This window comes from Parazoarcus communis SWub3 = DSM 12120 (genome assembly GCF_003226565.1).
In the GTDB taxonomy this organism is placed as follows: domain Bacteria; phylum Pseudomonadota; class Gammaproteobacteria; order Burkholderiales; family Rhodocyclaceae; genus Parazoarcus; species Parazoarcus communis.
Genome location: NZ_QKOE01000015.1, coordinates 61,108 through 75,244, shown reverse-complemented (window position 1 = coordinate 75,244; position 14,137 = coordinate 61,108). Strand labels below are relative to the sequence as shown.

Below are 14,137 nucleotides of genomic sequence, written 5' to 3'. Positions count from 1 at the left end.
GTGCTACGCATCTCGGTACTTCATTTCAACGGCGCGCCACCCAGCGCGCCGATCACGCACGATTTCGACGAGCGTGGTGGCACGATTGGTCGTGACGACAGCAACACCCTTGCGCTACCCGACCCGGACCGTCATATCTCCCGCATGCAGGCCCAGATCCAGTTCGACGGCATGCGGTACATCCTGATCGATCACGGCGGCAATCCCACCAGCATCAATGGCCGGCCCTTGGGCAAGGGCAGCCAGGCCACATTGCGGGACGGAGACGAACTGGGGGTTGGCGACTACACCTTGCGCGTCACGATCACACGCGATGTCACCGGCTTTGGTGGAGATACGCTGCCGAACATCGGGGCAGGCACCGATCCACTGGGCTTGTTTGGCAGTGCGCCATCTGCCACGCCCTCATTACAGCCGCCCCCCTTGTTCGCACCTGCCGCACCGCCTGCTGCCGCCCATTCGGACGATCCGTTCGCGGTCTTTGCCGGGACCGGTGCGGCATCCCCTCCCCAGGCCCCATCCACCTCACCAGCAACCGACGACCCCTTCAGCGCTTTCGCCGTACCGCGACACATACCCCGACCTGTCGCACCCACCGCACTCGACCCGCTCGGAATCGGCGATCTTGCCCGTCCAGCAGAGGCCAGTTCGCTCGATGCCCTGTTTGGGCTTTCAGGCAGTGCCCTGACACAAGACCCCTTCTTCGGATCACCGCTGGGCGACCCCGCCCACGCCCCGCAGCCAGCCGTCTCCTCGCCTATGGACCCGCTGGCGCTGTTTGGCGCCAGCACATCGCCGGCCGCGGCCGGCGATGTGCTGCGCCATGACTCCCCCCTACTAAACGATGCCTTCACGCCGCCTCTGGCACGGGCAGAAACGTCATCCGCCACTACACCAGCAAACCGGCTCTCGGTACCACAAGCCCCCCAGGGAGGCGTGGTGTCATGGTCGAACACCGGCGCTGTACTGCCTCAGCCTGTATCGGCAACGCCTGCTGTCGCAGCATCAGACATCGCGACACCAGATCCCTCGCGTGAAGCACCAACCCTGATCGTCTCGGCCAAAGCGACCGCCGCAGAGCCAAACCAGCAGCCTGTCCCGCCTTCACCTGCAGCAGCGATTCCGTCCACCACTGTGACCGCTACACCCAGTGATATCGGCACCGATGCACTACTGGCCGCATTCGTTCGTGGCATCGGCCTGCCCGCGCTCAAACCACCCGACGGTCTGACTCCCGCGCTGATGGAGCAGGTCGGCATGATATTGCGTGAAGCCGTGCAAGGTACGGTCGAGTTGCTGATCGCACGTGCTGCGACCAAACGTGAAGTCCGAGCCGATGTCACCATGATCGTCAGCAAGAACAACAACCCTCTGAAGTTCTCGCCCGATGTCGACTTTGCACTGACGCAGCTATTGCTACCGCAGGGCAAGGGATTCATGGGACCAAACGAGGCAATGCGTGATGCCTACGACGATCTGCGTGCGCACCAGATCGGCTTCATGGCCGGCATGCGGGCGGCGCTGGCGAGCGTGCTTGCACGTTTTACGCCGGAGGAACTCGAAGCACGACTCACCAGCCGCAGCCTGCTTGACAGCGTGCTGCCGGCCAATCGAAAAGCCCGGCTTTGGGATCTATACGAGCAGCGCTACCAGGACATTTCGCGCGAAGCCGAGGACGATTTCCATACCTTGTTTGGACGCGAATTCCTCAAAGCCTACGAAGCGCAGATCGCCCAGTTGCAGGACACACAACAATGAGCCTAGACCATGAAGAGGTACAGGCGGCTTCAGCCTCTGCCAGTGACGCCCTTCCAGCACTGACCCTGGAAACCGCCTATGTTTCACGCATCGGCCGTCGCTCACGCAACGAGGATGCTTGCGGTTACTGGCATTCGGAACAGGCAGGTTGCTGGGTGGTGTCGGATGGTGCCGGCGGACACGGCAGTGGTGATCGAGCCGCACAGATCGTCGTCAGCACCGTGCTCGAACGCTTCTCCCAAGCCCAGGCGGTGGACGACGTACAGGCCACAGGACTGCTCGAAGCCGCCCAGCAGGCGGTCATGGGCGAGAAGCGCGCACACCCCGAAGGCGACAACATGCATGCCACCGCTGCAGTACTGCTGATCGACCTGCTGGCAGGCAATGCGGTGTGGAGCCATGTCGGCGACACCCGCATCTATCTATTCCGTAACGGACAGGTGCTGCACCAGACCCGCGATCACAGTCTGGTGCAAGGCATGATAGACGCCGGTTATGGCAATCCGGACATGATCCGGACGCATCCACAACGCAGCCTGCTGACCTCGGCCATCGGTCACGAAGAGGGCTTGACGCTCGACGTCTCGGGTACGCCACTACCGCTCGAGGCAGACGACGCATTCCTGATCTGCACCGATGGCTGGTGGGAGTATGTCGACGAAGCCAACATGCTGACCTGCCTGCACGACAGCCAGTCGAGCGCCGACTGGCTTGAACGCATGGCCCTGATCATCGCCGAGCATGACACAGCCCGTAGCGACAACTACACTGCGATCGCAGTACGCGCACTTATTTCGGAAGGCCCAACCACTGTTTTGCGGATCTGATCTCCAGACGTCATCAGACAGGACACTTACCATGAGAATCCAGACCACCCTCTTGCCCCTGGCCGCGATCCTGGCGTTGAACGGTTGCGGCACAATGGACAGCAAAACCGAAAGCGCTGGCATCGGCGCCGCCATCGGCTGCGCTGCCGGTGCGCTGCTTGCCACCATGACCGAGAACGATGCGGGTGGTGGCTGTGCAGCCGGCGCACTGGTCGGCGGCCTGATCGGCTACATGAAGGCACGCAACGCCGAAATCGAGGAAGCCCGTCGCGCCACCGAGGCGGTGACCGTAGTACAGGGCGCAACCGTCAGTCCGGTAAAGACCGAACAGGTCAAGGTTGTCGACGTCAAGGCCAACAAGACCGAAACCGTGTCGGCGTTCAAGTCGGTCTCGGTGGACATTCCTTTGAGCCAGGTCGACACCAAAGAGGGTCGCGAAGCCATGGCCAAACTCGAAGCCTATGCCCGCAAGACCGCCACCGAACGCGGCGAGACCATCGATATGACCATTGCCGCAGCGCCCACCAGCAAGAACGCCAGTGCCTCTCCAGTCACCCTGACCGAGACCTCGGAACGTGCCGGCAACGGCCAGGTCCTCCATGTTCGGGTGGCAGATCCAAAAATTCCAGCCAACGTGCAACGGGTAACCATCGAGGCCAAGAACAAGACTCGCGTCGAAGTATGACAAAGCTGTAGCTCTCGCGCCAACTCATCCTGATCGGAGTCGTGCATCCATGCCTGCCAAGAAAAGCCTCCTTCATGCCGCCCTGCTGGCGGGTGCTGCGCTGCCCATGACGGCCAGCGCCGTGTGCAACAACAAGAACTACGGCGTATTGCTGAGCGTATTCGTGTCCCAGACCGAGACCGTGGAAGAAGGCACGCGCTGCGAGAACACCGCCGAGAAGTTCTTCGACCTGCTCAACGACGCATCATTTTCATCGATTGTCCCCAGCTACAATTCCGAGTCGATCGCGTCAGCCACGGTCAATTTCAATTCGCTCCCCATCCAGTTCGATTTCGAGGACTCGGGTAGTGCCTTGCGTTTCCGCATCGCCGCGCTGGGCGTCGATCTGATGTTCGAGGGCGTCGACCGGGATGACTCCAGCGACATGCTGGTGGACTATCTGAAGAAGAGCGGCATTCTGGCCAGCATCCTCAAGTATCAGGCCGAAAACTCGCCAAACAGCCCGATCGCCGGTCCTGGCGGCATAATCCCCAGCGCCGCGGCGGCCGACTTCGATGCCGCGATGTCCGACACCCTGCGCGAGATTCAGGGGAATACGGCCGACAGCCCCAACCTCTCGATGGGGGCTTCCTGGGGATCGATGGATATCGATGGCAAGAAGGGCGAAGTGACGAATCTGCCGCTATCACGGGCATGGCGGTCCACCGAGGTCCCAGGGCGGGTGTTCACGCTGTCGGGCTCGCTGACTCAGGTGAAAGTGGCTGGTGCTGCGTCCTACCACGGCGGCCTGGGTGTGGCGTACCGTCTGCCCGTCAGCAGCCGATGGTCACTCACCCCCAGCCTGCGCTATGCAGTCACCGGCTCGGCGGACCTGGCATCGGTGGCGGGGCTTTACTCGGTGGGGGTATCCAGCACCTATCACATCCCACTGGGCAGCATGGATCTGGTCATCGGCAACATGGCTGGCTACCACAAGACGACCAAGGTCTCGTTCGGCGACTACTCGTTCGATCCGGACATCAAGACCTGGGCGCTGCGTAACGGCGTGATGCTGTCGCAGGCAGTCAATCTGGCAGGCTTGCCGCTGGCGGTGGAGTATTCGCTGGTCGACACGCGCTACACCGGCGGCACCAAGTTCTTCGTTGATAACACCCAGGAAATCGGCGTATCGGTCGGCACCAACCGTAGCGGCGACCTATCGAAGAACTTCATGCGCTTTGGCCTGCGCTACCTTCATGGCCGTGACACCAACACGGTCACCTTGAGCGGCAGTTACTGGTTCTGACCGACACGCGGGCCCTGAAGGTCCGCTTACTGTCCCTGCAGCAGGCGGTCGAGATCCTTGTTGAGTTGCTGCATGTACTCACGCTCGGCCGCCGTTGCGTCGTCTCCCTTGTTCGCTGCGGCCGGACGTTCACGCACCGGAGGGGCAACGGGTTGCGCTTGAGCCCTTGGACGCGGCGTGGGAGTAGCTTGAGCTGCTGGCCTGGGTGCGACGACCGGCGCCTGTACGGGTACGGGCAAGGTTTCGGTCACCACGGCCGCTGCCACACCAAAGCGCCCCGAACACGCCGCATCGGGCGTACATTTTGGCTCACCCAGCAAGGCTGCAATGCTGGCGCCTCCCGCCAGCCCCGTCTCCAGGTCGGCACGGCTGGCGCTCAGCAGATCTCCGTCCTGCCTGAGCAGCGAGGTGGAAAAATCGCGCGCCTGCTCCGACACGACAGCAAGAACACGCCACTCTCCCACCGGATGCTGCGCCGGGTAGGTCCATGGCATGCGCAGATGGCTGCGCGGAATATGAAAGTTATTGCCCGCCCCGATCAGGCTGTCGACGTCGGCATCATTGGGAAACAAACGGTACACCCGATCATCGCCCGTGTCCCACAACAGCAGGTACAGATGTCCGGAGACCCGGCTCTCGAGCTTGAGCGTGAGATGGTCGGTGCCGGCGACCACCGACGCCGGCACCTCGAGCGTGGGTGCCATGTCCGGTGCAGCGAAATCGACTACCGACTGAAACGCCGCGGCCAGCGTCGGAGCAGGCGGTCGCGGTAGTGCAGGAGGCGTAACGACCGCAGCCGGCGACGGCGTAGCGGGCTGCACCTCGGCAACTGATGGCGGCGGTGCGACAGGTTCGCGCGACAACCACCAGTACCCTACCCCAAGCGTCGCGACCAGCACGGCACCGCCGATCGCGTAAAGTGCAGGACGGCCCGTACCTGACGTGCCACTGGAAGCAGGCAACGGGTCAGGCGCAGCGACAATGCGCGTAGCGGCCTCGTTCGTCGGAGCGGCAGTGGTGGCAAACAGTGGCGAGTCGAGACTCCAGCCAAGCAACTCGCGCATTTGCGCCATATCCTGCGGTCGGTCCTCCGCCTTGACGCTCAAACACCGGTCGACGCCCCGCAGGAAAGTGTCGCTGTATTTTCCCGCCACCAGTTGCGCCAGCGGCTGGTAGCTGTCCTGCATCATCCGCCCCACCGACGGTGGTGGCGTGCGGCCAGTGATCATGAAGTGGATCACCGCTGCCAGCGCATAAACGTCGGTCCACGGCCCTTGTTGCATGCCCGGCATCTCGGCGTATTGCTCGATCGGTGCATAACCCGGCTTCAGGATCACGGTCAGGGCTTGCGTCATATCACCAATGACCCGTCGCGCCGCACCAAAATCGAGCAAAACCGGACGGTCGTCACGCAACAGCATGATGTTGTCAGGTGCAACATCACGGTGGAAACATTTCTCGCGGTGGATCAGCTCCAGCGCATCGATCACCGGCGCCAGCACCTTGCGGATCCAGCTTTCGTCCGGCAATCCGCCACGCGCCCTCAACACATCTCGCAGGGTACGTCCGTCATAATAGGGCATGGCCATGTAGGCCGTGCCGTTTGCTTCCCAGAAACGATAGACCTTGACCAGCGCGGGATGATCGAACTGAGCCAGCAGTCGCGCCTCGTTGACGAAGCTGCGGCGACCAATCTCGAAAGTTTCGCGATGGCGTTCAGAGCGCACCGAGACAGTCGCGTCACCTGCACGCGACGCCAGTGAGGCCGGCATGTACTCCTTGAGCGCAACCTTTCGCTCCAGAGAGTGATCCTGCGCCAGGTAGACGATGCCGAAGCCTCCCTCACCGACCAGTCCGATCAGTTCGAACTCGCCCAGGAGCGTGCCGACTGGCAGCGCATTGTGCGAACTTTCCACAACCGGTTTTGCCGCTGAAGCCTGGGCCGCTGCGGCGCCCCCAAGCACCACCGTCTTGTCCTCGTCTTCCTCAGTCACCGGCCACCATCCTGTCGTTCGATCATCTCGCCTCAAACCTGGCCTGGCACATATTGCAACATGCGCGAGAACACCGCCGCGCTGGGCATGCCATGACACGCAAACCCACCGGCCTGTCCATCAAGCCCTCGGCACCACCATAGCGTGTAGGGTGCAAACATCGTGCTCAGCATCGCATCACCCGCATCGGCAGCAAGATCGTGCAAACCGCGCGCACCTGTGCGCTCCAGACGTACGAAGGCAGCATTGTGCAGCACAGCCTCGCCCAGCCCACCCGCCACCACGTGGCCAGCCAGTGCCGGTGTCACACACTGCGCCAGCGCCATGTCGAACACCTCCAGCCGACCTAGCGGATCCAGCCCCTGCCGAGCACACGCCTCGAGCGTGTCAGCCCACTGCTCCAACGCGTGCAGGGCCGGACCGGAAAACGACAGATCGGGAATCGGCGCGCACACGGTCAGCGGAAAATAGCGCCCGACGCGATCCACCGATGGCAACACCACACCCGCCCAAGGACGGTTATCCAGCGTATGCGCCCCCAACACGAAGCGCCACACTGGTGCAGTCAGAAAGGCATCCAGCCAGGCACTGCCAAGATGCTCCTGACTGTAAGTCATGCCACGCTGCAGCCAGGCATCCCATGCGGCGACAAAATCCTGTGGCAGACGGCGGGTGGCAAAATCGCCCAGCACCGGCAGCTTGCCGAACCAACCCGGCGCATTGCTGGCATCCATGTTCAAAGCCCGGCCGGACAACGAAAATCCACCAACTCGCGCAGACGGAAGGGATTCTGTACGCTCCCCGTCGTCACCTCGAAGACCGCCGAACGGCCATCGACGACAAAGGTTGCACGGAATTTCTCCGGCAAGGCGGTGCCTTCGATATTGGCCTTGTCGAGCATGCGGAACAGCGCCCAGGGACCATCGGTCGCCACACCGGAGGTGCCGCTTTGCCCCGGTGGTGTAATCTGCACGCGAACCTGCAGCCCACCCTTGGGGCCAGGCCACTGCACCGACTGCGGCACCTGCGGTCCATGCGCATAGTTGATCAGCTGACCATCGACATCAAGGGTGAACTGGGTAATCGCCGGGTCCATCTCGATCGGCCTGAACTCCAGCCGCATCGGCCCCCCGCTGCGGAAGAACACATCGCGGATCACCGCAGCACGCTGGAACTGCACCAGGTTGCCCGGCGCCCCAAGTGACTGCTCCTGTACCTTGCGGAACGTCCAACTGCGGGTGCTGGTATCGACATAAGGCGCAAGATTCTGGTTGAAGAAAGCATCGAAACGCCCGCCTGGCCCGAACAGCGCAGCGAAGTCATCGCGCGTGACATCACGCGCGCTATTGCGCACGAAGGGGTAACGGCCATCCGTGGCCTGACTGCAGAACTGGCCCACCTGCGATGCCACAGCGGCAGACAGCGACTCGCGCAGCGAAGTCAATGCCTGACCCGCACCCGCCGCAGACAGATCCTGCAGCATGGAACGAACTGGCTCGGGCATGCGTGCACTCTCGGCCTTGACCCGGGCCGCCGCGTCCCCAGGCGGTGGAGTAACCTTGTCACGCAAGGCGGTTTCGGTCGCCGACAGGTTGACGTAAACATCATTGATCAACTGCACGACATTGTTGACGGGTGCGGTATTGCCCTCCCCTGTCACCAACTGGCGTAGCGCGACAAAGCGATCGTCGACAATACGCTCGATCGCCCCCTCACCGGTCGCCGCAGCAGGGCCCTGCTGTCCTGCACCAAAGATCATGCGACCCAGCTCCGAACGGGCTTCGGCAACCCGCTCCTGCGCCCGGTCGATCACCGACGACGAATTGCCGGGGGCTACCATCAGCGTCGTCTCACGCGACATCGCCCTCATCAGCTTGGGCAAGGGCGAATCCGCTGCCGACAGCACCCTTGCCACCTGGATGCTCTGCTGCAGGCTGGGCGCGCGCTGCACCGCAACATCTTCGACGAAGGCAGCCCACACATTGGCGTAGTCGGTCAGATACAGCCGCCGGACTTCATCCGCAATCCGCTTGGCGCCCGCCGCATCAGGGCTGGCCGAGCTTGTCCCCAGCACCCAGGGCTCCTCTTGTGCGAGCTGCTGCGACACACGCTCTACCTGCGGACCAAAACCCTTGTGGTAGCCGTCAAAACTGTACAGTCCGGGCACCCCACGCGTGAGAGGTTGACCACTGCGCCGCACGAAGACCAGTGCCGCAGACGGCCCCACCGCCTTCTCGACGGTGAACTCGGGGAACCCACTGCCCACACCCTGCCGCTTCAAGCGGCTGTAGATCCGCGCCGGAAGCGTGAAGCGCAACAGTTGATTCCGCACGTTGCCAACCAAGGCGGTGTCGGCCATCAAGGGCGATACCACCGGTCCGTCCTTGAACAAGGCGTCGAGGTAGGCAAGCAACTCGGTACGTTGCTCGGTCGTGGTTTCGCGCGGCAGGTTGAGTTCCCAGTCGAGGCTGATCCAGGCCTTCAATGCATCAGCGTCGAAATGTGCTGCCTCGTGCAGCATGATGTAGCTCTTGAGTGCCTCATAGGCAAACTCGAGATTGTTCGGGTCTACATTGCGCAACTGGCGCTCGACCCGCATGACGATGCGTGGCAGCAGGACGTCGCGCAGCAACCCACGGTAGGCCTGATGCGCAGCGGCATCGAGCTTGTCTCCCTGATACAGGCCAAAGCGCATCGACAACGGCACATCCCCGCTGGGCCGGGCATCGGTATGCGAGACCGTGCGTACCGCATTGAGCACCGGCAGGATGCCGACCACGTCGTCGGAAGCCGCCACCCGTGCCTCTGCCACCAGCGGCTGCACCGCCTGCACACGTGCGGCGACATCGTCCACATAGGCATCGTTGCCGCGGTAGCTCAACGCCCACGCCAGCGCGAGCCCCACGGTCACCAGCCCGATACTGGCAAAACTCGCCAGCCGCACCAGGCTGCGTCTGCGCTCCCATTTCAGGTTGGTTCCACCGATACGCTGCTCGGCAAAAACCACCTCGCGCAGCAGGCGGGTAATGAAGAAACTCTTGCCACTGCCCGCCTGCGGCGGAATCAGCCGGCGCTCAAGCCCAAATGCCGCGCCCAGCGAAGACATGACCCGATCGATCGGACTACCTTCCTGTGTCCCGCTGGTGAAATACACCCCGCGCAGCATCAAGGCATGGTCGAACCCTGAGGGTGCAAACACCTTGCCGAGATAATCCGCCAGCAGCCGGTTGGCATTGGCCAGTTGCTGGTCAAAGGCCGCAATTGCACCACGTCGCACCAGATCACGTTCGTCACGCAAACGCACTGGCAGCAGGCCAAGCACACGTTCGCGCAGACGCGACAGTTCGGCCGGCAAGCCTTTGAGCACGTCGGTCGATTCGCCCTGCTGCGGGAAGGTGACCCCCCAGACCTGGTCACGAGCCTCCTTGCCAAAATCGCTGAAGAATTCGTTGAAACCCGCAATCAGATCGCTCTTGGTCACCAGCACATACACCGGCAGGCGCACATTGAGCTGGGTATAGAGCTCCTGAACCCGTGCACGCAAAGCCGCGGCATGGCGTTCGGCACCGTCAGCATCCTGCGACAGCAGGTCGGCCAGGCTCACGGTCAGCAACACCCCATTGAGTGGCTGTCGCGGCCGATGGCGCTTGAGCAGCCCCAGAAACCCCTGCCAGGCACCACGGTCGGCATCCTGGTCGGAGTCCTGCGTGGTGTAACGTCCGGCGGTGTCGATCAATACGGCTTCGTCGGTGAACCACCAGTCGCAGTTGCGCGTTCCGCCGACCCCCTTCAGCTGATGTACGCCCAGTTTCTCCGCCAGCGGAAAATGCAGGCCGGAATTGATCAAGGCGGTCGTCTTGCCGGAACCCGGTGCCCCGATGAAGACATACCAGGGCAGTTCGTAGAGGTAACGCGCCGACCCCAGTGACAGCAGCCGACTTACGCCCCCTTGACGCGCCTTCGCCTCGGCCTGGCTGTCCTTGAGCACCCGCAGCGCTTCCTCGAAGCGATTGCGCAATGTCGCGACTTCGTCGGCGCCCGGCCTGGCAGGCTCGGCAACATCGGCCTTGACCAGGCCTTCAACCAGCTGCGCGTTACGCTGCCTGGACTGATAAGCCTTCCAGATCAATCGGACCACCACGAAAACCAGGACGGCCGAAATCAGCACCAGGCGCGCCAGAACCGACTCGAGCGGCGCAAAGCCGGCAATCGCGATCATCGGTCCAATGAACCAGATGACCAGTGCCAGCGCAATCAGGCCGAGGATGACGAGCAGCACCGGATGGAGGAGGAGCTTGAAAACAGTTTTCATGCTGTGCTCAATAGGATGACGGCGCCGTGGCGCTCAGTTGCCCGCAGCCGGGAACACGATGATCTCGACACGACGATTGCGTGCGCGTCCATCCGGAGTATCGTTGCTGGCCACCGGCTCGCTTTCAGCACGTCCTTCCGTCTCGATCGGCAGCCCACCCAACCGGGGACTCAGCACCGTCGCCACGGATTCGGCCCGTGCCTGCGAAAGGTGCCAGTTGGACGGAAAGCGCGCAGAGCGGATCGGCCTGTTATCGGAGTGCCCCCTGACCAGCACGCTGCCCTTGACGCTGGCTACTGCGTCACCGATGCGATTCATCAGGGGCAACACCCGCGGCGCAAGCGTGGCGCTCGCCGGCTCGAACAAGCCATCCCCCTGTATCAACACGATGCTGCGATCGGGCAGATCACGCACCACCACCAGCCCCTCGCGAATCTCCGGCGCGAGAAAACCCTGCAGGCGGTCAGGCACCTTGGCAGGCTCAACGACGGTCGGCTTGGCCAGTGGTGCCGGTGGCGCGACACGCAAACCCAGAATCTGCGCGAATGCGGGGTCGGAGTGACGATTCAGCGCGTAGGACGCGCCCAGGTAGATCACCACCAGCAGCAACGCGGCAATCGCTGCCACCGCCCACAGAGGCACCGCATCATGCAGCGGGCGCACGGTCGTCGCCGTGGTCTGCCACTGCGGAGACAGCTCGCGGGCGGGCTCGCCACGCTCCTTGATGATCATCTGTGCCAGACGCTCACGCACCGCGTCCAGCTGGGCACGACCATTCTGCACTACCCGGTAGCGACCTTCGAAGCCCAAGGCAAGGATGAGGTAGAACAACTCGAGCAGATTGCGATGTGCAGCCGGCTGCTCGGCGAGCTTGCCCAGCAACTGGAAGAACTTCTCCCCGCCCCAGGCCTCGTTATGAAACTGAATCAACAAGCTGCGCTGCGCCCAGAGCTTTTCGCCCCACGGAGTATTGGCTGCAGCCTCATCGAGAAAAGTACATAAGGCATAACGAGCACCGACTACATGCTCGTTTAACACGCCAACCTCGCGCGCCTTGGCCTCGAACACTTGAACGGCTCGCGCGAGGGTTTCACGCAAGCTCGCTGGGTCAGGATGATGGGCCTGACGCAGATTAGGAACAAGGTTGAGCAATGGATTCGCCGCTGCAACCAGGGGATTCAGGCCATCACTCCAATCCAGCGCAGACAGCTCGATACGCTCGAAACTGAATCCAGAGGCAGAAGATGCAGCTGACCGTGGCGCTCGCGTACCGGGATTAGGAATTACCAGGGTCCGGTCGCCGGGTAAACTCCCGAAAGGATCGTCATTGCTCATCGTGGACTCCACCTTGTCACCATGGCTTGCGGGTCAGCCGCGAATGGCCCACAGGGCCACATCCAGGCCGGGAAAGTCTCCGGTCACATACATACCGAGACCGCCCGAGGCATCGAGCTGTTTCCACAGGTCACCGCTGTTATCGAGTTCAAAGTAGGTGTAGCCGGCATGAAAGGGAATCTGCCTCGGAGCCACTGGCAAAGGCCGCAGGGCAATGCCTGGGAGCTGCAGGTTGACCAGTTCGCGAATTTTCTCGACCGGACCGAGCTTGGCCTGGGTGGGGAAGCGGGTACGAACCGCCTCTGCCGGCATCTGCGCCCCGACCGCTAGCACGAAACCGGCCTGCTTCAGCAGCCCCCGGTCCGCGATGATCCCCACGTAGCGCCCCTGCTGGTGATCCTGCAAGGGGATCTGCAGGGCGTTCTGCTCAAGGATAGCCGACAGACTACGGCGGATCTCACGCATCGGGAACTCAAAGCTGTCCTGCAAAGCATCGTGCCGATACGCCTGCAAGGTCGGCGGACGTCGATCACCCGCGGTCAGGGTGGATAACTCGCCCATCAGGGTGAGCATCTGGCTGTAGAGCCTTTCCGGATGCAATGGACGCAACTGTTCCAGATGCGAGAACACGGGCAAGTGGCGATTGACCGCCAACAGGAACAGGAAGTCAGCCATCTCGGCAACGCCACCGTTTCCAGCTTGAACCATGCGCCCAGCCAGGGCCTCCATGCGCTGCCCTAGCAAACCGACGATCTCGCGTAACATCGAACTGAGCTGGGGCGCCGCATCACACGCCAGCACCGAGGGAATGTAGCCCCGATCCACCAGCAGACTGCCATCCGGACGTCGCTCGGTGATACGAACGACACCGATGCGGACAAAAGCATCGGAGAAATCATCCGACAACCCGAGGCATAGCCGTGGTCGTCCGAGTTGAACGACCTCCGCCCCACCACCTTCGGCTGCGGTGTCCGGCAGCGTGACATCTGTCACCACAAAACGCGCCAGTGAGTCATCGTCACCACTGATGTCGTACTCCGGCATGAAGGGGCGCTGCAGCGGTAATGCGAGCACCACAAGCGCATCCTTGACCTCAGACGGAAAATCAAAAGCAACCGGCCCCTCGTGTGCCGCTGGAAAGTCAAACGGAGTTCCGTCGGGAAGGATGCCGCTCGCACGACGGATCACGACCTTGCCAATCGCCAGACCTGCGTCGTCCACGTCGAGCCGAGCGAAACCCCAGCCGTTGGCATGAAGGTGCATCCGATACACCTCATTCCGCCATTCGGCATGCCGATCCTGCTGCTGAAAATGCTGGGGCCGCAGGAACAGCCCTTCGGACCAGACTACCTTGCTGAACCAGGACATGGATGGTGAATTCCTTGAAGAGCGGACAGCCAAGAATGATCTACGCTGTACCCAGGTTATTTGGTGGCCGGCCTTACCGCCGACAACGTGGCAGACAGCACAACCCGGTTGCCCTCAAGCCGGACAGCAACCTCATTGGTTCGGCCGTTGACCACCGGAACCGTCGCGCGCCAAGCGGCACGGTCGACCTCGCGGAAGGCGGCGAACACACCCAGCGCCTTCACACCATCGACCTCACGCGGATCAAGCTTAAGTACTTGCCCAGGCTTTAAAACCCATTCTTCATGGGCCACCAGGGTATCGCCAAGTGTCTGCTGATCGCGTTCGAACAAGGAGAAGAAGTCCGCCGCATCGAAAACAGCGGTGCTCTTGAGCAGGTAGAGACGAATCACCACCGGCGTCGACCGGTCACGGGCATCGACATTGACCCGTTCGGCCGCACTCAGACTGGCGGAGATCACCGTCGGAACCGGCTTGACAGGCACAACAGCCTTAGTACAGGCCACGAGCATCCCGACAGCACACAGTACGATGCACGAACTGCGCAACAGCGGATGATTTGTCAGATACAAG

At 62.3% G+C, this 14,137-nt stretch carries 10 protein-coding genes; 4 read left to right on the top strand and 6 right to left on the bottom strand.

Annotated features, from left to right (window positions below; genetic code table 11):
• From tagH to DNK49_RS17370, 4 genes are read left to right on the top strand one after another with little or no spacing between them, the layout of a single operon-like run.
• A complete protein-coding gene (gene tagH, locus DNK49_RS17385) occupies positions 1-1,758 on the top strand; it encodes a type VI secretion system-associated FHA domain protein TagH (RefSeq protein ID WP_110527399.1) in 1,758 nt (585 codons plus the stop codon).
• Positions 1,755-2,585 carry a PP2C family protein-serine/threonine phosphatase gene (locus tag DNK49_RS17380; protein ID WP_110527397.1) on the top strand — a complete coding sequence of 277 codons (831 nt, stop codon included), beginning with the start codon at positions 1,755-1,757 and terminating at the stop codon, positions 2,583-2,585. The genes tagH and DNK49_RS17380 overlap by 4 nt, the downstream gene beginning before the upstream one ends.
• 31 nt (positions 2,586-2,616) lie before the next feature.
• Positions 2,617-3,270 (top strand): glycine zipper domain-containing protein, encoded by a 654-nt coding sequence (locus DNK49_RS17375; protein ID WP_110527394.1) that lies wholly within the window; start codon positions 2,617-2,619, stop codon positions 3,268-3,270.
• Between the two features lie 49 nt (positions 3,271-3,319).
• Positions 3,320-4,555 carry a hypothetical protein gene (locus DNK49_RS17370; RefSeq protein ID WP_110527392.1) on the top strand — a complete coding sequence of 412 codons (1,236 nt, stop codon included), beginning with the start codon at positions 3,320-3,322 and terminating at the stop codon, positions 4,553-4,555.
• A gap of 26 nt (positions 4,556-4,581) precedes the next feature.
• On the opposite strand, the gene DNK49_RS17365 is transcribed toward DNK49_RS17370, so the two are convergent.
• The 6 genes from DNK49_RS17365 to tssJ are packed head-to-tail and all read right to left on the bottom strand — an operon-like array spanning position 4,582 to position 14,136.
• The gene (locus DNK49_RS17365; protein WP_110527389.1) at positions 4,582-6,549 is read right to left on the bottom strand and encodes a serine/threonine-protein kinase; all 1,968 of its coding nucleotides are present in this window, start codon (positions 6,547-6,549) and stop codon (positions 4,582-4,584) included.
• Between the two features lie 32 nt (positions 6,550-6,581).
• Positions 6,582-7,283, bottom strand: coding sequence for a type VI secretion system-associated protein TagF (gene tagF / locus DNK49_RS17360; protein ID WP_110527387.1), 702 nt, complete (start codon positions 7,281-7,283; stop codon positions 6,582-6,584).
• 2 nt (positions 7,284-7,285) lie between these two features.
• Entirely contained in the window at positions 7,286-10,861 is a 3,576-nt protein-coding gene (tssM, locus tag DNK49_RS17355; RefSeq protein ID WP_110527385.1) for a type VI secretion system membrane subunit TssM, read from the bottom strand.
• 33 nt (positions 10,862-10,894) lie between these two features.
• Positions 10,895-12,196 carry a DotU family type VI secretion system protein gene (locus tag DNK49_RS17350; protein WP_110527383.1) on the bottom strand — a complete coding sequence of 434 codons (1,302 nt, stop codon included), beginning with the start codon at positions 12,194-12,196 and terminating at the stop codon, positions 10,895-10,897.
• Positions 12,197-12,229: 33 nt separating this feature from the next.
• Positions 12,230-13,564, bottom strand: coding sequence for a type VI secretion system baseplate subunit TssK (gene tssK / locus DNK49_RS17345; protein ID WP_110527382.1), 1,335 nt, complete (start codon positions 13,562-13,564; stop codon positions 12,230-12,232).
• A 56-nt stretch (positions 13,565-13,620) separates the two neighbouring features.
• Complete coding sequence (gene tssJ / locus DNK49_RS17340; protein WP_165843364.1) at positions 13,621-14,136, bottom strand: type VI secretion system lipoprotein TssJ; 516 nt, start codon at positions 14,134-14,136, stop codon at positions 13,621-13,623.
• Position 14,137: the final 1 nt, after the last annotated feature.

Coding starts and splice junctions, on each gene's coding strand:
- tssM (WP_110527385.1), bottom strand. CDS start 10,861: ATGAAAACTGTTTTCAAGCTCCTCCTCCATCCGGTGCTGCTCGTCATC.
- DNK49_RS17380 (WP_110527397.1), top strand. CDS start 1,755: ATGAGCCTAGACCATGAAGAGGTACAGGCGGCTTCAGCCTCTGCCAGT.
- tagF (WP_110527387.1), bottom strand. CDS start 7,283: ATGGATGCCAGCAATGCGCCGGGTTGGTTCGGCAAGCTGCCGGTGCTG.
- DNK49_RS17370 (WP_110527392.1), top strand. CDS start 3,320: ATGCCTGCCAAGAAAAGCCTCCTTCATGCCGCCCTGCTGGCGGGTGCT.
- tssK (WP_110527382.1), bottom strand. CDS start 13,564: ATGTCCTGGTTCAGCAAGGTAGTCTGGTCCGAAGGGCTGTTCCTGCGG.
- DNK49_RS17375 (WP_110527394.1), top strand. CDS start 2,617: ATGAGAATCCAGACCACCCTCTTGCCCCTGGCCGCGATCCTGGCGTTG.
- DNK49_RS17350 (WP_110527383.1), bottom strand. CDS start 12,196: ATGAGCAATGACGATCCTTTCGGGAGTTTACCCGGCGACCGGACCCTG.